Genomic DNA, 19993 nt, shown 5'->3' with positions numbered 1-19993 from the left:
TCCTGCTGGAGCTTCCATTACCACATGTGTTGTAGGTTCTACAGCTGGTACTACACCAGTTTCTATAGCAGCTGTTATAGCTCCTATTGATCCATGACCACACATGTTTAGGTATCCTCCGCCATCCATGAATATTATTCCAAAGTCAGCTTCTGGAGAACAAGGTTGTGTCATTACAGAACCGAACATATCATTATGTCCTCTTGGTTCTAACATTATAGCAGTTCTTAAGTAATCTAAATTTTCTTCTAAGAATTCTTTCTTTTCAGCCATAGTATTCCCTTTTATGTTTGGTATTCCACCTACAACTATTCTAGTAGCTTCTCCTGCAGTATGAGAATCTATTGCTTGTATACTTCTGCTAAATTTCATAGTAAAATCCCCCTTGTTTATTAAGTTTATTTATTTAAATTTAATGTTACCTGTGTAAATAGACCAGTTTCTACCATTCTAATCCTATATTATTTTCTACTGCCTTGTCATATATTTTCTTAGCAGTTACAATATCTTGAACAGCAATTCCTACAGTCTTAAATAAAATTATTTCTTCATCATTTTCTCTTCCAGCTATACTTCCATTTATTACTTGTCCTAACTCTCCAGTAAAATCTTCTTTAGTTACTATACCCTCAGCTAAAGGAGTAAGTATATCACCTGCTTCTGATAATACTGCATCAGTAGAATCAAAGTATATTTTATCAGAACGCTTTAGAGTAGTTCCATCGAATTCATGCATATGAGGTTGATATGAACCTACTGCACTTATAGTCGCTCCTTTTTTTATCTTGTTTCCATCAAATAAAGGAACTGTAGATGTTGTAGCAGTTACTATTACATCTGCATCTTCTACGGCCTCATCAGCTGATGAAGCTGGAACAAACTTAGTTTTATATTCAGATAGTTCTATCTTAGCTTTTTCTATAAATTCTTCTACTTTTTTTGGGTTTCTAGAGAATATTTTTACCTCTTCTAAATCTCTAGCTGTAATCATAGCCTCTAGTTGAGCACAAGCCTGGCCACCAGTACCTATTAATGCTCCTTTTTTAGCATCTTTTTTGGCTAATATATCTATAGCCGCACCCGATGCAGCTCCTGTACGAATTTGAGTTATGTATGTACCATCTAACACAGAACTTACCTCTCCAGTAATTCCATCCATTAGTAAAACGGTTGCCGGGATTACTGGTTTTCCCTTTTCTGCATTTTTAGGAAAAACAGATACTATTTTTAGTCCTGCACAATCTAATCCCTCAACATATCCTGGCATAAATAACATTGTACCTTCTTCTTTAGGTGCCTGTATATTGGTTCTAAGTGGAACCTCACTCTCTTTATTTGTATAAATCTTAAAAGCTTCTTTATCAGCTTCTATAGCATCTTTCATTGTAAAAACTTTCTTTATGTCCTCTTTAGTAAGTAATAACATTTGTATGTCCTCCTTGCTTTTAAATTAGATTGCCCAGCATCTTATTCTTTGTATATAAATTAACTTTTTTTCTGCCTTTATATAATATTATATACTCTTTCTAGAAATTTTCAATATTTTTACTTTTTTTCATTGTTCTAATTTTTTTTAAATAAACCTATGATTTTTCAATATTTTTATAAGACTTACTGATTAATTCTGGTTTTGAACCCCTTTTTTTAGTAGTAATTTTTTAATATTTATTTTGTTATTTCATGTCTAAATTTAAACAAATTAATCTAAAAATAGTACCCAACTAAATTATTTTATTTAATTGGGTACCCATCAGATAAATTGTTTATCAAACTAAATAATCAAATTATTTTTTTAAGTTTTTTATTTCATAGAATGCATTTTCATTTCCATTTCCACCAACTCTAATGATATTATTAAAGTTCTTGTTTTGGACAACCTGTTTTTGACTTGCATCTAAGCTAGACCCCACTAACATTACAGGGGACTTAGTTCTAGCACCTAAAGGTCCTACTGCCAATCCATCTATTAAATCCTTTTGAGCCTTCATTCCATCTTTAACTACAAATAAATTTTCTAGTGCAGAAGTTCCTGGATAAAATTCATTTATTATTTTTGAATTTGTGTCATTTCTATTTAATCCTGCTAATCTCTTAGGATTAACCAGCTTACTTTCTAAACTAGTTGATAATGTAGATGTCCCACCAACTACATAAGACTTATTTACATTTATTGACTTTATAAATTCTTCTGCCCCACTAAGTTCACTTTTTTCATTAGCAAGTATTATCGGCATATTGTTTTGTGCAGCAGCCGCACCAACACTAATTGCATCTGGTAGACCTTTTACTCCATTTACTACAACTATGTTTGATACAGAACTTATACTGTTTTGTTTTTTTGCCAACTTGATACTAGTTTCATATCTATCATTTCCCCATACTCTCTCTACATTAATTCCCATATTCTTAAGAGCAGACTCAGTATTTTGGCTAAGTGAATTTGTACCACCTATTAAGTATACCTTGTTGGCTTTTAATCTTTGTATTTCTTTTTTAGTTTCTGGATTAAGAATACCTTTTTCTGATAATAAAATCGGTGCATCTACTGATTTCGCAAAAGGAGTAGATGCTAAGGCGTCTACTATAGAATCACTATTAACCAAAACAACATTATTTGATGTAGTCCATCCTTTTTGGCTTACCTTTATTGCTGTTTGGTATCTATCTGCACCTGCCAAAACTTCACCTGGATTTGAGTTAACTCCAGTCTTTGTTATAGCTTTTATTGTTGGGTTTCCTTGTAAATCACTTCCTGGTAAATTAGTATCCTCAAACTTTATACCATTAAAGTAATAACTCTCTCCTAAACTAGCCTTTGCATTGAAGTAATTAGGTATAGTTGTCTCTACTCCTAGTGTTGCCTTTTTTTGGCTTGCAGAAGGTTTTATATTGACTACTATTGCACCCTTTCCCTTAGGTAAATTATATAGGCCTGTATCTACTGTGATATACCCTGAGAAATCTATATTTCCACTTTTTATTTTTTGCATCTTATCTTTTTGAGGAACATTATTTACTACAGGTGCATAGTAAACTTCATATTGTCCACCTACACTATCTGTAGAAAACATTACAGAGTCTAGTACCTCTCCTTCCTCAGAAAAATCAAAAACATTTGCAGCCGTAATTTCACTAGCTGTTATAGTTATACAACTTCCTTTTTCGTGTTGATAAAGTTTTTTATTTTTATCTGGAGTTTCTGCTTTTTTTATAGCATAGTTATCTGAATCCTTTAATAAAGTTTTGTCCTCATATGATATCCACAAATAACCATTTTCTCCACTATCAGGTCCCCAGCTATTTTTTATTAGCCAAGCTCCATTTTTCGTAGGCTTATAACTATTTGAGAAATTGTCTCTTGAATAATTGTCATCCCAACCTACAATTGAAATTGCATGGTTTGTAACTGCTGCAACATCACTACAATAATACGCACTACCTTGTGCATTCATATACTTAGGATCATCATAGTATCCTGATATTACCCCTCCATACTCTATTATTGCATTTTTTATAGAATCCATATCAGTGCTTACGCAAACCACATCAGTTACATTTGTTTGCACATCCCCACTATCCATATTACTAGGTTTAGTAGCTCCGTCTGCCTTGGATATTTTCCCGTTATACGGTATATCTTTCTCAAGTTTTGGTCCTTCCCAAGAAGTAAAATACCCTACAGCTGGTAAGTTAGAAGCCCCTTCTCCATCGGCATCTCCCAACCATCCAGAATAATTTCCATCATCTATTACCCACCATTTTAGGTGTTCTTCTGATAGATCATAATCTCCATAATTCTTTGATTTTAAATGACTCTCTAAAGTAGATATAGCAGCAAAGTCCCAACAAGTAGATAAATCTTCCTGGTCTTTAACCGCTGTCACTTTGTTTAATTTTCTCGGATCATATGATGAAATAGATCCTCTAGTAAAATTATATTTAGAAGGTAACTTTTCGTTGCTTTTGTTAGTAATTTTTGTACCCTCAAATGAATATGGCGCTGGGGCTACTCCCCCATATTTTTCAGTGTCACCAGTTTTAACATCCTTTAGGTATTCCTTGAACTCTTTGCTGTATTCTGAAATCCTTATATCGTATTTTGAGCTAATATTCTCTGCTGATACTATTGCAGGATTTAACGAAAAAATACAAAGAGATGTCGCCAGTATAACGCTAAAACCTTTTCTAATAAGTTTCATACTCATCTTCCCCCTATAATATTTTTAATAAATATACTATATTCAATCATAAATTTATTTTTATTAGTGATCTAATAATCCAATTTAAAACATATTAGAACATAAAATAAGTTGAATATATACATATAGTTAAATTATACATTAAATTTCAAAAAAACTTTAATGTATAATTCAAATTTCTAAATAAAAATTATTTCCTACATGCATTTAGTACCCTGAAATTACTGAGTTAGGTTAGTTATGCATAGAAAGCAATTTAATATAATTTTTTGCAAAAAAATAAGAATAAGTAAAAATATTACTTATTCCTATTTCAGTTGCACTTAATTTTAATATTACTCACCAAATCCACCTGACACTAAATCGACTAATTCTGTTATTGCCTCTTGTTCATCACTTCCATTTGCAATTATAGTCAATTCTTCACCTTGGGCTAATCCCAAACTCATTACACCCATTATAGATTTAGCGTTTACAGTTTTTCCCTTAGCTAGAATTTCTACATTAGATTTAAATTCAGATGCTTTTTTTACAAACATTCCTGCTGGTCTAGCATGTAATCCACTTTCGTTTTTTATGCTAATTGTTTTCTCCATTTGTTAACCTCCAACTGTATTTTTCTTTAAGTCATATTTTATGCTTATCTTTTGTAAAATCTTATATTACATATTCTATTATAACCTATTTTATAATATGGCATTTTTTGTCCTCTATGTAGTTTTTTGTCCCACATTCTTTTGAAAATTCTTATTAATAATATACACTTTTTTTATACTAAATGGTAGTATTTAATTAAAAAAACAGAGGATTTTTTATAATTGATTTTTAAAATTTATTTATAATTGATTTTTAAAATCTCTTATAATACAGTTTGTTAGTATTTTTGTCACTTTATTTTTGTTAATAGATATGACTGGTCTAATTTCAAAGTTTGACATTAGATCATTGTTTGAATTTATATTTTTATTTACAACATTTATAACCTTATTAAAATCATAAAGCTTTAGTCTGTCTATATTATTTTCTTCAAGTTTTTTTTCATATATACAGTAAAATAAGTCCTTATATGAAAAATCCTTTGGCAATCCTAAAATGCTACCTAGCTTTGGAAGTACATCTTCCATCAATGTTCTAAGACAAGGGCATTTTTTTATATTTAAAATATTACAAAGGTTTTCTATAGTTTCCTTAGTTAATTGCTTGAATTTACAAAAACAGTAATCCTCATCATACTTAAATTCAGCGTTGAAATAGTACTTATTTCCATCATATCTTTCATAAGCTTTCATAGCATCTAAATAGCCTAACTTAATATTTTTCTCTACATTATCTCTGTCTTTATTTAGAGATCCTCCTAAGTATTCAGATGGAATTATAGTTTTTATATTTAAATCCATATGTTTGTTTAAATTTCTCTTGCCTATAAAATCATCCAATAACCTTATTACAACAATATCATTGTATCCTTTGTTTTCAAGTAAACTTATTGGCATATTATCAGAAAACATTCCATCTAAAAAAAGCTTATCATCTATAGTGTTAAGCTGAAAAATTGGCAGGCTCGAACTGGCAATTAAATAGTCTATTAGCCTCCCTTTTGGTATGTCTTCTAGGTATAATGGGTGTGGATTGATCCCTTTTTCCCAAGAAACTGTTACCAACCCAAAGTCCTTTTTACAATTTCTAATTTCACTTTCATTTAATGTTTTTTCCATCAAATCCCTTAGAGGGCTTATATCTATGCCCTCATTTTTTCTAGCCTTATTTACAAGTTCAATTACATTGTTTATATTTCTTGTTGTAAAATCTACATTTTTAAATCTCTCATAAGTCTCCTCATCTATGTTCATAAAATGAGTGTAATCATAATCCAACCAGATTTCTTCCATGATTTCAATATCATTTTGAAGCATATAGGCCCCATTTAATGCACCTATAGAGGTTCCTGTTATACCCTGAAACTCTATTCCAAGATCTCTAAGAGCTTTATATGCTCCTATCTGGTATGCACCTTTAGTGCCTCCACCTTCTAATACTAGTCCTTTCATACTATCACCCATTTGATAAAAATTCGCTAATCTAAGCTGCTAGTTAACTTCCTTTATTGATTTTATAAATTTAACTGACTTTAAAAATAACTTTTTCTCAATAGCTCCCAGTGATAAACTGTTCATTATATTGTTTTTGGGATCTACTAAATACATCTTATTATATCCAGTTTTTAGGAAAGCCATACACACATTCCTTATGTCTTTGTTGTTTTCACATTGAAAATCTGACGGTTCCACTACTAATCTATATTGTGAAGGCTTTATAGATTTTGTCATTCTCTTGTAGTTATTCAAAAATTCTTTTGCATCTACTCCAGTTAAATACCCGCCTACACTTACATAAACAATATTCTTATCCTCAACTATTTTTGCATTAATCACTAATTTTCCCCCTTCAATATTTAAATCTCACTATAAATTATATGAGGCAGGGGCTAAATAGGTGATTTTACATCAAGAGATGATTCTATTAAATAGTCAATTTCTCTCTGAAGTTTTGATATATTTTCTTTTTTTTGATTTATTATGTCTGATTTTAAATCTTTTTCTTTTAATATCTCGTTTATTTCATACGAATCTGATATTATCTGTTTTGATAGTTTCTCTATTTTATAGTAATTATGGTCTTTAAATATTTTAATTTTCATGACTTTGTTTGGATAGTAGTCGTAAATATTTTTGCTCATTTTCTTAGCCGTTATTTTGTAATACTTATTATATACTTCAGAGTTTAAAATTCCTACCAAATACTCGTAAGAAAATTCATCTATATATTCGTCCTTTATAAAAAAAGAATAAACATCTGCACTAGAAAAATTATTTTGGTAATCTATTGCGAACCTATTGTTATTTGATTTATATGGGTACATTATTTTCTTTCTTTCAAATAAACTTTTTTCTCTTCCCCATTGAAGTTCATACCATTTTCTTAGGTTTTTCTTACATTCTCTTCTATTTTCTAATTTTTCTCTATACCTGCCTATAAATTCATTTATTACGACTGGGTACTCTTCTTCACTTTTTATATCATTTGAGTAGATCAATTTATGCCTAGCTTCACTGACTATATAAGGATTTATTCCTTTGCTTTTTATCCAATTCTTAAGCAAACTTTCACTTACCTTTTTTATTCTATCATCGTCTTTTTCTATTATGAATGCTTTATCGCATCCCGTTATAATACCTTGGAAACTCACTGCAATATCATCTAATACATACTCACAAGTACTCTGGATCTTATTATAAAAATCATACTTGTCTCGATTTACAATTACCCACTCATCACCTAATGCATCTACATCTATAGAAAAGTGTTCAAATAAATCTTTTTGTATAAAGTTAGATAGATTATCCAACGCATTAATACTTATATCTTCATTCTTTATTCTAAACACATCTATAGGATCTTTTTGCTGTTCTTGCTTTAATTTTTTATTAAAGGTTATTATACAGCTTGCAACCCCTATATTTTTGAATACGTTTGCCCCTAAGAAATCCACCAACTCGTCTATTATTACATTGTTCTTCATATACTCTCTTAAATATTTTGCAGAAGGACTCTCCAAGAAGTACCTTGGTGTAATAATACTACTAACACCGCCTTCTTTTAGAATTCCTATTATCTTTTCATAAAAACAGAAATATAAATCAGACTTGTCCTTGTATACTTGTCCATAATTTTTTAAAAGGAATTGCTTGTATTCTTTATCCAAATTTTTGTGGCCTATATATGGGGGATTTCCAACTATATAATCAAACCTACTATACCATGATGTATTTAAGCTATCACAACAAAATATATTTAACTTATCTACTTTTGAATTTTGTTTTTTCTCAAGCAAAGAAGCCTTTAGTATATCTACAGCTTCTCTGTCTATGTCTGCACCGTATATACAATTACTAAGTATATGATTGTGTAAATTTTCGACTTTCCAATATTCTTCACCATATCTTTTAGCTAAATCCTCTATGTTTTTTTCAAATAATTCATATAAAATATCATACGCCTCTAATAGAAAGTTCCCACACCCACACGATATATCTAGTACTTTTAAATATGGATTTTCTATAATATCATGGCCTTTTAATGTTTTTTCCATTATATAGTCAACCACTACCTTTGGTGTATAGTATACTCCCTTGGTTTTTTTTATATCTATATCCAAACTGTTTTCGTAACTTATAGATGAATGAAAATTATTTCTACCCATTTTCTCCTCCAAAATATATCTCCTTTACTTTCCCGATTTTATAAATATATTTATCCTAGCGCTATCTATGTAGAAAGTCTCCCTTGAAAAATTTACAAGGTCGACTCTTTAGTTACATTTTATCTAATTATATCATATGTTTTATATTTAATCCCATCTTTCACCTAGCCACCTAACTGTATCAGATATATCACAGCTTTCTCCTAGTGATACCAAATATTCTATAGCTTCATAATCATCCATCGCAATATCCCTACTCATTTTAGGGTTTACTCTATTGTAGTTATCCTCTAGTAGTTTTTGTGAAAATAACTGACTCATTTGACAGTTTCCCTCTAGAGTAACTGCTATTATCGGTAAAGATGGTTTTTTATTTGTTATCCAGTCTATAGCTCCCCAATCAGTTGTATCTTCCTTTATACTGTTGTATACATATCCCGTTCCAATAGAAAGTAGCCTCATATCACTCGTCTCTTTGCATATTTCTTTATCTATAGAATAGATTATACAAGCTAGGCTCGGGTCTGTTGCGATTATTCCACCATCAATATGGTAGTTGTATGTTGGAAAAATTACCGGTGCAGCACTACTAGACATAGCCACATCTACTACCCTTTCATTCTCTGTTTCAGAACCAGGTATATTGTTGTAAAATATAGGTTTCCATGTGCTAGTCTCATTCCCAATATAAAATGTAGGTACGACAACTAATTTCCCCAAATCTTTTAACCTTAACCTTTCTGGAAATATACTTAAAAGTACCTCCTTCAGATTCTTGTTGTTGTATTTAGGCCTTATTAACTCTGAATGTTCTTTATTAAATATATACCTTGAATTCTCTATTGAATAGAGTTCTTTTATCTCCAGAGGACTCACACCATAGGCAAGCCCAAGGGCAATTAAACTTCCTGTAGATGTCCCACCAAACATATTTACATTGTTTAATATATTCGGAAATTTACCCTGAATTCTAGCCAAAATTGTTGCACTCAAAGCCCCTCTGAGCCCTCCACCATCAAATGTCATTATATTAAAAGATGAATTCACTTTATCCCTCCTACCCCGCATGAGTTAGTTTTTATATACATCAACACTTTAATATATGCATTATAAAAACAAAAAGCCTTTAGGAATTAAATTAACTCCTAAAGGCTTTTTATTTACGATAGTAATTGCGACTAAAATGGGTACTATTTCCGCTTCTTATAATAAGGTTACAGTTGTTGGGGGTACTGCATACCTTCTAAATTTAGTAACCCAGTATAATTTTCACTTCTTATCTACATATATACAAATACTATACATACTATTTTTGTAACATCTAGTTATCCACCTATAAATTATAAAATAATAAATGTATTTCTACGTTTCCAAATTCTAATATCTCTAAATTAGATAATACCATATTTTTGCTTTATTTTCATTACTTTTTATTGAAAATCCTAATATGAAGATTTAACAGTAACCTAACCTTTTGATTTTTGATCTAAAAATGAAAGTATTCCCTGAACTATACCCTCTGTAAGCTGATCTTGATATTTTTGGTTAAGTAGTTTTTGTTCTTCCTCAGGCGTAGTCAAAAAACCACATTCAACTAATATAGCAGGCATTTGGGCTTCTCTAAGAATTTCAAAATTATTTCCTAGTATACCTCTATCATTAGTTGGTACATAAGATATCATCGTATCTTGAACTATACGTGCTAGTTCCTTTGATCCATCTTCAGCTCCATTTTTGTAATATGTCTCTATTCCAGTTGCCGTATTTCCATTTTTCTCAGCATTTAAGTGTATAGAAACTAATAGATCCACTTCTTGATCTTTTACCACTTTCGGGCGGTCAGACAAACTAACATATCTGTCTTCTTTTCTTGTAACAACAACTTGAACATCGTCTTGTTTAGCTAATTTATTCGCTACCTTCTTGGCTATTTGTAGACTTAAGTCCTTCTCATAAACATTGGTTAGCTTACCTGAAGTACCTTTGTCGTACCCTCCATGGCCAGCATCTACAAGAACAGTAAATTTCTTATTTGCATTTTCTGATTCATCTCCTAATTCAAATTGTTCATTATCTATAACAATCCCATGTGAATTCTTAGACTTTAATTTGGCGCTACTTAACGCTCCTAGACCATACTGTATTATTTTGAATACACTAAAGATAGCTATCATCAAAAAACAAATGACTATTAATAACTTCTTTTTATTTAATTTTCTTTTTCGGACACTCTTTTTAGACATACTCGACATTTGTCCACCCTTTTCATTATATTTTATCTACTAAACCTTATTTGTTAGTGATATTTTATCATATAATGAGGTATTTTTCCAATGGTTCAAGCCAATGTATTCATTAAGTAAGTTGTCGTTTATCCTCCTAAAGTAACATCTTGAGTATGGTACCACTCAAAAGCTTCTTTTATATGCGTATCTTTAAAATCTGGCCAATAATTCTCTATTATATAGAAATCTGAGTACACAGATTGTACTGGAAGGAATCCGCTAAGTCGTCTTCTTCCTCCCCATCTTATTATTAAATCTATTCTTGAAACATCGCACGACTGTATATTTTCTTGTATATTATTTTTATTTAGATTTTTAGAACAAGCTAAATTCATCAAATCCCAATGCCATCCATAGTTAACTAATAAGTTGGCCTTTATCTGACCTTCTTTAGCTTTTGTCCTAGTTGTATATGGAGTTAGCTCCTGTGGAAACATTGGAGAATTTGTATTCCCCAAGACTAAAAGAGCAGCCCCTTCTTCAATCAAAATCTTAGCTGCATCTACACATGCCTTTGTAAAAGCTTCCTTTTGATATGACGGTCTTTTGGTGTTATCTGTCGTAAATCCATAAAATGTAATCTCTTCTACACCCATATCTCTACATATCCTGTATGATTCTAATCCTGGATCAATTCCACATTCATATCCTTTGTCCTTTGTCATTCCTCTATCCTGAGCCCATCGTCTATTTCCGTCAGGTATAATTCCAACGTGCTTTGGTATTCTCATATTAATCACCTCAACTCGTATTATTGTCAGGTTTTTGTTATATTAATCAACTTTAAACTCATAATAATAATATATCTCTTCATTCTTTCCTACTTATATAGTAAACTTATATATAAAGCGATATTTTTGACATTTGGAGGTGACTTATGAAAAAAATTGCATTGATTTTATCGATAACTTTAACAATATTTATTGTAGGCTGCTCTTCTAATAATGAATTTAAAAATATTTCTACAAATAGAATAAAAAATTCAATAGAATCGTCCAAGTTACTAGTTGAGAAAAATGTTTCACACGATATAAAAGAATTTGATTATTTCAACGATGTTCAAGAAGATATTTCTGATGGATTTGTTATAAAATCAGATATAAGAACTCGGTTAGAAGATATTATAGTAATAAAGACAGATGATGCTGATAAAATCTATAGCACTTTAGACAGTTACAAAGAGGACATGATTATTAGACCCTTTGGAGACGGGTACGGATCAGAAAATAATGCAACTATTGCAAAAAATACTATAGTAGAGAAAAAGGGAAAATATGTTTATCTAATATCTGCAAAAAATGCTACTGAAATAGAGAAAAGAATAATTAACCTTATAAAAAAATAATATAAAAAAATATTAATAAAGCTTGTCTGTGTTCAACTATTTAAGACAAGCTTTTGATATTTTACTATTCATGAAGTGCGCATATTTTATTGTTTTTATAACATTGATTACATCCTATACACTTAGATGCATACTCTATGTTGTTTTTAAATTTACTTACTAAATCAGGCTCACAAATTAAAGGTCTAGACATAGAAAAATATTCAATATTAGTGTTATTCAAAATATCATTCATATTTTTCGCGCTTCTATTTCCTCCAACCAAAATGACAGGACAGCTTAAAATATCTGACAACTCCTCTGCGTATTCTCTAAAAAATGCTTCTCCCTTAAAACCTCTAAAGTCACCACCACTTATTTCTGCTGAGTTTATACCCAATTTATCAAGTTCTGTCAGTACATACTTACAATCCTCAAAATTGGCTCCACCATCTCTAAAATCACTAGAGTTTATTTTTATACTAATATGATAGTCTTCTCCCACCTTTTCTCTTATGGCTTTATATACCTCTATAATAATTCTAGCTCTGTTTTCTATGGAACCACCGTATTCATCAGTTCTTCTATTGTGATAAGGATCCAGCCACTGACTAAGTAAATAACCGTGAGCACCATGAATTTGAATACCATCAAACCCTGCCTCTTTGCATCTAAGAGCTGCATCTGTAAAGTAATTTATCAATAGCTTTATTTCTTCTTTTGTCATCTCTTTTGGTAGCGTTCCAGTTTTTAAATGTTTTATAGCTGATGGTCCCCAAATAACTCTACTACCTACATCGTAACTTGTGTTAGAACCTCCATAAACTATCTGCATTATAATTTTAGTTCCATAAGAATGAACCATTTTTACTAGCTTACTATACTCATCAATAAAAGAATCATCATATATTCCCAGCATACCAAAATTAGGTTTTTCATCTTTTGTTATGTAGGCGTAACTAGTTATTATAAGCCCGATATCACCTTTGCATAAATCTTCGTATACATCCATGATATTTTTGTTAATGTGACCATCATCATCACTAAGACCCTCCCAAGTTGCCGAGCGTACAAACCTATTTTTTAATTCCATATTTTTTACAGAAGTCTGATCGAATAAAGATTTCATAAAATCCCCCCATTAAGTATTATCAATTTAAGTATTATTAACTATAGTATAATACTTAAATTAGTATTTATCATAGTATTTTATTTTTTATCAGTAAATTACCATCCATAGTATCCCAATATTTTTATATATCGTTTCTCCCCTTCTTTTAAACTTAATGGATAATCCAATAAATCATAAGTGTGCTGACAGATCAAATAGTCGATTAAATAATCTCCATCCAAAATAACTTCTGTAATAATCATATTATGATATGCCTTTCCTCCATACACTAACTGAACTAAATCGCCCAACTCTAGTTCGTTATAATTTGCCATCCTAGCATAAACCCCAAATGAGTCTGTATTCTCATTATTATTTCCTATTATATACTTATAAAACGCCTCTGCCGCTGTCCATGATGGAGTTCTTTTAGAATCACTGTACCAATACCATTTTTTCATTATATCATTTCCTGTATTATCAAATGGTATTTTACCTGCTTTTATGCATTGTGATATAAAATTTGTACAATCTCCTCCCCATTGCTCATAATCTTGATAAGTTGGATTTCTTCCTAAAGCCCATGCTTTAGCATAGTTCACAGCTAGCTCTCTGTTATATGGCATAAGCTCTTTCATAACACACCTACTCTCCTAATAATTTGGATCTAGTATATTCACTTAAATAATCATAAAAATCCTCAAAAAATATTTTAAACTCCAATAAAATTGGATTGTCTCTTATTATTTCGTAACTAGAAAAACAAATAACTATACCATCTTCCTCTATATAAAAATTCCTATAGTTTTCTTTACTCTCAAAATTATCTGTTATTAAGTCCTTTATCCTATCCAGCATTTCTAATTCACTAGATTCTAATTCTTCTTCATATATATATGTGTCTTTTTCTATACTATTTAATATTTCTTTTGATATACACACCAAATAGTCTTTTTTAGCATCAAAAATATCTTCTATAACTATTTCCCTGCACAGGTCTATATCATAATTATAGGTATTAATATAGCTTATATAATTTAGTCCAATAAACTGTGAAAATTCTATAGCTATACTCACAATACTATTATTGCTAAACCCTACCCTGTATTCTGTAGATGCATTAATTAATGTATTTTTTTTTACTTCTTGATCTTCTAATTGAATATTAAAAAAATCTCCAAAGGATGTTATGTCTTCATATATAGTATTGTTTATATCATCTATTAAATTATTTTCATTATCTCTATCTGTTATAATCACAGGATATTCAAAGCTACAAACTTGGTACTTACACCAAACATTCTTGATTTTCTTTTTGAAAGTAAACATATTATCCCCCCATATTTGTGTCTATAATATTTAATATGTAAATGTTTACAAATTTGATATATATTTATTAAAAAACCATATTTGTTGAAAATTAAAATTCAAGGTATTTTTTTGAATATTCTAGTCGAATATAGTATTGAATATATCTACATACTTTAATATAATTAATTGTATGCTATTATAAAAAAATTTCTATCTAAAACTTTAAATGGATATTTTTTGAAATGCATATAATTTAATATGCATTATAAAAAAACGTTATTCTTAAAATAAGAAAGAGGGGATATTCTTGTCGGCATTAAAAAGGCTTGTAGCATTTTTAACCTTCCTGGTTATAGCTCTTCCTATCGGTGCTTATGGATATGTTTATCATAAATTAGGGTTTGTACATGACTCTTCCATAAATACTGATTTGCTAAACAACACTGACTACAAGAGCGAAAAAAATATAACAAATGTTTTATTACTGGGAACAGATGGTAGAAATAAAGAAGAAGTTTCAAGATCAGATGCTATGATGATTTTAACGATCGATAACAAAAACAAAAGTCTTAAACTTACTTCATTAGCTAGAGATACATATGTTGATATTCCTGGGCATGGCAAACAAAAACTTACTCATGCCTATGTTTATGGCCAAGCTAATCTATTAATAGAAACTATAGAACACAACTTCCAACTTGATATACAACATTATGTAGCAGTTGACTTCTTTTCATTTATGGATATAGTCGATGCCTTAGGTGGAGTTACAGTAAATGTTCGCAGTGGCGAGATAAGGGAATTAAATAAATTTATTCCAGAAACTTATGCCTGGCACAAAAATCCATCTAAAGGAAGTATGCAGTATATAAAAGCACCAGGAGAGCAGACACTAAACGGTTATCAAGCCTTGTCGTTCTCTCGTATCAGAAAAAATGACTCCGCTATGGAGAGAGATCGTAGACAAAGAGAAGTAATTCAAAGTTTGATTACAGGTGCCAAAGATTTACCAGTTACCAAATATCCTGGTGTAGTAAATAGTATTTTGCCTTATGTCAAAACTAATATGACTCCAAACGAGATAATTGGTCTAGGCACTGAAGTTCTTGGTATAGGAAATCTTGATTTAAAATCACTAGAATTCCCTACAAACACAGACACTGGTAGGAAAATTGGAAACGCAGGATATGTAATTCCTTTTGATGATTACGAAGTTAATGTACTTCACGACTTTATATTCGAGGATATACAGCCGGTTAAGTAGATATTAAAAACATATTTAAATATAAAAAATTTTCTATGCATTATAAAAAATGTGGATTTTGCAAATAAATTCACATTTTTTATATTTTTGTAACTTATTGTAGTATTGAATATAGTATAATATTTTAATATAATTAAGTGTATTTTATTTTACACAAGAAAGAAGGGATATCCTTGTCGAGATTAAAAAAATTCGTTATATTTTTACTGGTTTTAGTTATAGCATTTCCAGTTGGAGTCTATGGGTATTTTTATACTAAGTTATCAGCAATTCACGACCCTAGTATAGATAATACTATTTTAAACAGCAAAGACTTCAAAAACCAAAATGGAATAACTAATATATTACTATTGGGAACTGATGCCAGACCTGGCGAAGGTAATTCAAGGTCAGACTCTATGATGATTCTAACTGTAGATAGTAAAAATAACAGTATCAAACTTACTTCATTAGCGCGTGATACTTATGTTGATATTCCAGGACATGGCAAACAAAAACTTACTCATGCCTACGTTTATGGAAAATCAAACTTATTAATAGAAACTATTGAAAACAACTTTGAAATAGATATTCAAAACTATGCTACAGTAGATTTCTTATCTTTTATGCATATAATCGACTTATTAGGTGGAGTTAGTGTCAATGTTGCAGCAGATGAAATTAGAGAATTAAACAAATTCATTCCAGAAACTTATAAATGGGATGAAAACCCTGACAAAGGTGACATGCAGCTTATTGAAACTTCTGGAGAGCAAACTCTAAACGGCTACCAAGCATTAGCATTCTCTCGTATTAGAAAAAATGACTCTGCTATGGAAAGAGATAGAAGACAAAGAGACGTTATTCAAGGGTTAATCAAAGGTGTTAAAGAACTACCACCAACTCAGTATCCAAAACTAATGAATACTATACTTCCATATGTTAAAACTAACATGAAGCCTAACTCAATTTTTGCACTAGGTCTTAGAGTGTTAAAAATAGGCAACTTAGATTTAAAACAATTTGAATTCCCTATAGACGATGGAGTTCACAGTACTGGTGGACTATACGGAAAAGCAGGATGGGTTCTTAGATTTGACCCAGATTCATTACAAATTCTACATGACTTTATATTCGAAGATATAGAATATACAAAATAACAAATAAAAGGTTCACTGTACTAGATTGTACAATGAACCTTTTTCTTTTTATTATTTTAATAAATTTAGAATATTATTAAATGCTATAGAACTTAATCCCTCTCCTACTTGGTATACTAGATTTGATGATTTAGCATCTAATACAGTTTTTTGAGTTGGGCTAACGCTATTTCCAATCATGACTATAGGAGACTTTAGTTTAGCCGCCAACGGTCCAGCTGTAAGTGCATCTACAAGAGGGTTGCTCTTGCTTACAAATATAGATTGATAGTTATTATTTGTATAGAACTTCTCAATTACTCTAGCATTTGTTTCTTGTCTATCTAATCCTGCTACTCTATTTCTAGATACATCATTAGAAGTTATCATATTTACCTTTGATATTACATTGTCTGATAAACTAGAATTTCCTCCAATAAAATAAGCATCACTTATATTTTTGTTTTCTATCCAATTATGTATATCTAAGCTCAAATTGTCTTTTCCAGATAAAAGTATAGGTTGCTTATCTTCTCCTGCCTTAGAAGCTATAGAAAGGGCATCTGCCTCCCCTATTCCGCTAGTAATATACACTTTATTTATAGCTGTTTTTTCACTTATCTTATTAGCTATTAAAAGAGAAGTTTTATATCTATCTTCACCACCTAATCTATCTATAGAAACACCTGGTAGTAGAGTATTTATACTATTTTTTACAGAAGTACTTATAGAGTTTTCTCCCCCTATTAATATAACGTTGTCTGGGTTTAGTCTAGCAATTTCATTTTTAGTAGAAGTTGGTATACTATTTTTTTCAACCAACAGTACTGGTGCGTCATTTACCGTTGCAAGTGGTGTAGATGTTATCCCATCAACAATAGAATATCCATTTACAAGCACAACTGTACTTGCACCACCGTTCCAACCTTTTTTACTTATCTCTGCTGCAGTATCATATCTATTAGCACCCTTTAACTTTTGAACATCTATATTACTAACAGTTTCATCTGGAACATTATTTATATAAAGAGTCTTTAAATCATTTTGGACTTGAGTATTGTTAGTTATATTTTTAGCTGAAAAATACATGCTGCCCTTTATTTCGCTGTAATTTCTGTTTAGAGTTATTTGACTAATAATCTCTTTAGCTATATTTTGACCATAATATTTATCTTCGCCCTGCTTGTATATACCTTGTCCTATGTATAAATTAACGTTTGTTCCTTTTACCTCATTTGCCCACCAACTGACTAATTTAGAGTAGTCCGCAACATCTAATCCTATAGGCCAATAAATTTGTGGCACAACATAGTCTACCAAACCTTGTCTAATCCAAGCCCTAGTGTCTGCATACGTTCCCACATAACTCTCATTACCTCTTGTATCAGATCCTGTTGGGTCACTAGATTTGTTTCTCCATATACCTGATGGACTTACGCCAAACACAACATTTGGCTTTATAGACTTTATAGATGATTTTACATCTCTAAGTAGAGAATTTACATTTTCTCTTCTCCAATCATCCTTGTTTTTGCCTTGGCCATAGCTTGCATAAGCAGCATCATCGGCAAAGCTAACTCCTGGATAAAAATAATCATCAAAGTGTACTCCATCTATGTTATAGTTTCTAACTACCTCCATCACAGTATCGACTATATATTTTCTAACCTCTGGCAACCCTGGATTATAATAATAAGAAGTTCCATGTTTTACAACCCATGATTGATTTTTCCTAGCTGGATGATTCGCTGGCAAACTTTCTAATGATTCATTAGCTGTAGTCGCTCTATAAGGGTTGAACCAAGCATGAAATTCCATACCTCTTTTGTGTGCCTCGTCTATTAAAAATGGCAATGGGTCATATCCAGGATCTTTTCCTTTAGTCCCTGTAAGGTATTCTGACCAAGGATTTATAGTTGATCTATAAAACGTATCTGACTTTGGTCTTACCTGAACCACAACAGTATTTATGCCCGTACTTTTTAATTTATCAAGCATGTCTATATACTCTCTTTTTTGAGCCGACTCATTATTTTTAGTTGAAGGCCAGTCTATATTGTAAACTGTAGATATCCAGGCCCCCCTCATCTCCTTAGAATTAGCAAATGAATCTGCTCTAAACATTGTAAATGTTAATATTACTGATAAAAACAACAAACTTATTTTTTTCATCTTATCCCCCAATTATTTTACATATTTCTACACTAATAAGTATATATAAATTTCACATTATATGTCAATTAATTACTATGCAATTAAAAAAGGTCATTCCAAAATATCATTTTAGAATAACCTTAACTTCAAATCAACAATTTAGTTTAATATTTAATTTAATAATTAGTCTAGTACACGAGCTGCTGATATAAATCTTCTTGAGTAACTTCCAGTATCCATTCTGCTAACCTTAACTACATCACCAGTTTGTGGAGAATGTATAAACTTAGAATCTCCTACATATATACCAACATGGCTTATTGAACCTGAACCAAAGAATACTAAGTCTCCTGGTTTTAAGTCGTTTTTAGAAATTCTCTTACCTACATTAGCTTGGCTTCTAGATACTCTTGGTAAGTTTACCCCTACTGAATTTTTGTATACATAAGATGTAAATCCTGAACAGTCAAATGCACTTGGTCCATTTGCTCCCCACTTATATGGTTTGCCTGACTGTTTGTATGCTAAGTTTAAAAGTGACTGTACCTTCTCACTTGAATTTTGAGTATTAGTTTCAACAGAACCAGATTCTGTTATATATCTTCCATTTACCCATCCTGTAACATCACCATCAGTTTTTATTTTATACCATCCATTTGAACTTTTCTCTATAATTTGTACAGAATCACCTGTATTTACTTTTCCTACTACTGAATTTGAAACACTTGCCCCACTTCTCATATTTAAAAAATCACACTGCTTAACTATTCCTGTACATACCCCATCTGCATTAGAAACTGTTATATCCCCCGCAAAAGAAATTGTTCCAGCTATTAATGTTATCGCAATTGTTTTCACTATTGTATTTCTTCTCTTCCTACTAGACATCATAAACTAAGTACCAACCTCTCTAAAAAATTTAAAGTTATATATAAAGTTCAAGTCTTATTCTCATTAGTCATTTTG

Annotated in this window: 18 protein-coding genes; 3 read left to right on the top strand and 15 right to left on the bottom strand. The window is 30.8% G+C overall.

Annotated features, from left to right (window positions below):
• The 10 genes from BUB34_RS07925 to uppS form a co-directional block, all read right to left on the bottom strand.
• Positions 1-372, bottom strand: a 372-nt coding sequence (locus BUB34_RS07925; protein WP_200787891.1) for a proline racemase family protein, incomplete at its 3' end; no start/stop codon positions are given.
• Between the two features lie 70 nt (positions 373-442).
• Positions 443-1426 carry an ornithine cyclodeaminase family protein gene (locus tag BUB34_RS07920; RefSeq protein WP_073126244.1) on the bottom strand — a complete coding sequence of 328 codons (984 nt, stop codon included), beginning with the start codon at positions 1424-1426 and terminating at the stop codon, positions 443-445.
• A 358-nt stretch (positions 1427-1784) separates the two neighbouring features.
• Positions 1785-4199, bottom strand: coding sequence for a cell wall-binding repeat-containing protein (locus tag BUB34_RS07915; RefSeq protein WP_073126243.1), 2415 nt, complete (start codon positions 4197-4199; stop codon positions 1785-1787).
• 335 nt (positions 4200-4534) lie between these two features.
• Positions 4535-4795: an HPr family phosphocarrier protein gene (locus tag BUB34_RS07910; RefSeq protein WP_073126241.1), complete on the bottom strand. Its 261-nt coding sequence runs from the start codon at positions 4793-4795 to the stop codon at positions 4535-4537.
• A 240-nt stretch (positions 4796-5035) separates the two neighbouring features.
• Positions 5036-6247, bottom strand: coding sequence for a patatin-like phospholipase family protein (locus BUB34_RS07905; protein WP_073126239.1), 1212 nt, complete (start codon positions 6245-6247; stop codon positions 5036-5038).
• A 39-nt stretch (positions 6248-6286) separates the two neighbouring features.
• Positions 6287-6631 (bottom strand): hypothetical protein, encoded by a 345-nt coding sequence (locus BUB34_RS07900; protein WP_073126237.1) that lies wholly within the window; start codon positions 6629-6631, stop codon positions 6287-6289.
• Positions 6632-6684: 53 nt separating this feature from the next.
• A complete protein-coding gene (locus tag BUB34_RS07895) occupies positions 6685-8460 on the bottom strand; it encodes an Eco57I restriction-modification methylase domain-containing protein (RefSeq protein ID WP_073126236.1) in 1776 nt (591 codons plus the stop codon).
• A gap of 147 nt (positions 8461-8607) precedes the next feature.
• The gene (locus BUB34_RS07890; protein WP_242948852.1) at positions 8608-9507 is read right to left on the bottom strand and encodes a patatin-like phospholipase family protein; all 900 of its coding nucleotides are present in this window, start codon (positions 9505-9507) and stop codon (positions 8608-8610) included.
• Between the two features lie 419 nt (positions 9508-9926).
• A complete protein-coding gene (locus BUB34_RS07885; protein ID WP_073126232.1) occupies positions 9927-10703 on the bottom strand; it encodes an N-acetylmuramoyl-L-alanine amidase family protein in 777 nt (258 codons plus the stop codon).
• A 128-nt stretch (positions 10704-10831) separates the two neighbouring features.
• Complete coding sequence (uppS, locus tag BUB34_RS07880; protein WP_073126230.1) at positions 10832-11476, bottom strand: polyprenyl diphosphate synthase; 645 nt, start codon at positions 11474-11476, stop codon at positions 10832-10834.
• Between the two features lie 146 nt (positions 11477-11622).
• Between uppS and BUB34_RS07875 the strand changes: the two genes are divergently transcribed.
• Positions 11623-12090 carry a DUF4358 domain-containing protein gene (locus tag BUB34_RS07875; protein WP_073126228.1) on the top strand — a complete coding sequence of 156 codons (468 nt, stop codon included), beginning with the start codon at positions 11623-11625 and terminating at the stop codon, positions 12088-12090.
• Positions 12091-12154: 64 nt separating this feature from the next.
• On the opposite strand, the gene BUB34_RS07870 is transcribed toward BUB34_RS07875, so the two are convergent.
• The 3 genes from BUB34_RS07870 to BUB34_RS07860 all read right to left on the bottom strand — a co-directional run bounded on the left by BUB34_RS07870 (position 12155) and on the right by BUB34_RS07860 (position 14509).
• Positions 12155-13198, bottom strand: a complete 1044-nt coding sequence (locus tag BUB34_RS07870; RefSeq protein ID WP_073126226.1) for an NADH:flavin oxidoreductase — start codon at positions 13196-13198, stop codon at positions 12155-12157.
• Positions 13199-13296: 98 nt separating this feature from the next.
• On the bottom strand, positions 13297-13818 hold the full coding sequence (locus BUB34_RS07865) for an amidase domain-containing protein (RefSeq protein WP_073126224.1): 522 nt from the start codon (positions 13816-13818) through the stop codon (positions 13297-13299).
• 7 nt (positions 13819-13825) lie between these two features.
• Complete coding sequence (locus BUB34_RS07860) at positions 13826-14509, bottom strand: RsiV family protein (protein ID WP_073126222.1); 684 nt, start codon at positions 14507-14509, stop codon at positions 13826-13828.
• 289 nt (positions 14510-14798) lie between these two features.
• Between BUB34_RS07860 and BUB34_RS07855 the strand changes: the two genes are divergently transcribed.
• Together BUB34_RS07855 and BUB34_RS07850 are read left to right on the top strand one after the other, a co-directional pair.
• Positions 14799-15755, top strand: coding sequence for an LCP family protein (locus BUB34_RS07855; RefSeq protein WP_073126220.1), 957 nt, complete (start codon positions 14799-14801; stop codon positions 15753-15755).
• A 173-nt stretch (positions 15756-15928) separates the two neighbouring features.
• Entirely contained in the window at positions 15929-16894 is a 966-nt protein-coding gene (locus BUB34_RS07850; RefSeq protein WP_073126218.1) for an LCP family protein, read from the top strand.
• 51 nt (positions 16895-16945) lie between these two features.
• Here BUB34_RS07850 and BUB34_RS07845 read toward each other — a convergent pair whose 3' ends face one another.
• Together BUB34_RS07845 and BUB34_RS07840 are read right to left on the bottom strand one after the other, a co-directional pair.
• Positions 16946-19045: a family 10 glycosylhydrolase gene (locus BUB34_RS07845; RefSeq protein WP_073126216.1), complete on the bottom strand. Its 2100-nt coding sequence runs from the start codon at positions 19043-19045 to the stop codon at positions 16946-16948.
• Positions 19046-19210: 165 nt separating this feature from the next.
• Positions 19211-19918: a C40 family peptidase gene (locus BUB34_RS07840; RefSeq protein WP_073126214.1), complete on the bottom strand. Its 708-nt coding sequence runs from the start codon at positions 19916-19918 to the stop codon at positions 19211-19213.
• Positions 19919-19993: the final 75 nt, after the last annotated feature.

Origin of the sequence: Asaccharospora irregularis DSM 2635, assembly GCF_900129815.1 — a bacterium.
GTDB lineage: Bacteria > Bacillota > Clostridia > Peptostreptococcales > Peptostreptococcaceae > Asaccharospora > Asaccharospora irregularis.
Note: the sequence above shows the minus strand (reverse complement) of the source record. Positions and strands in the feature narration are given on the sequence as shown.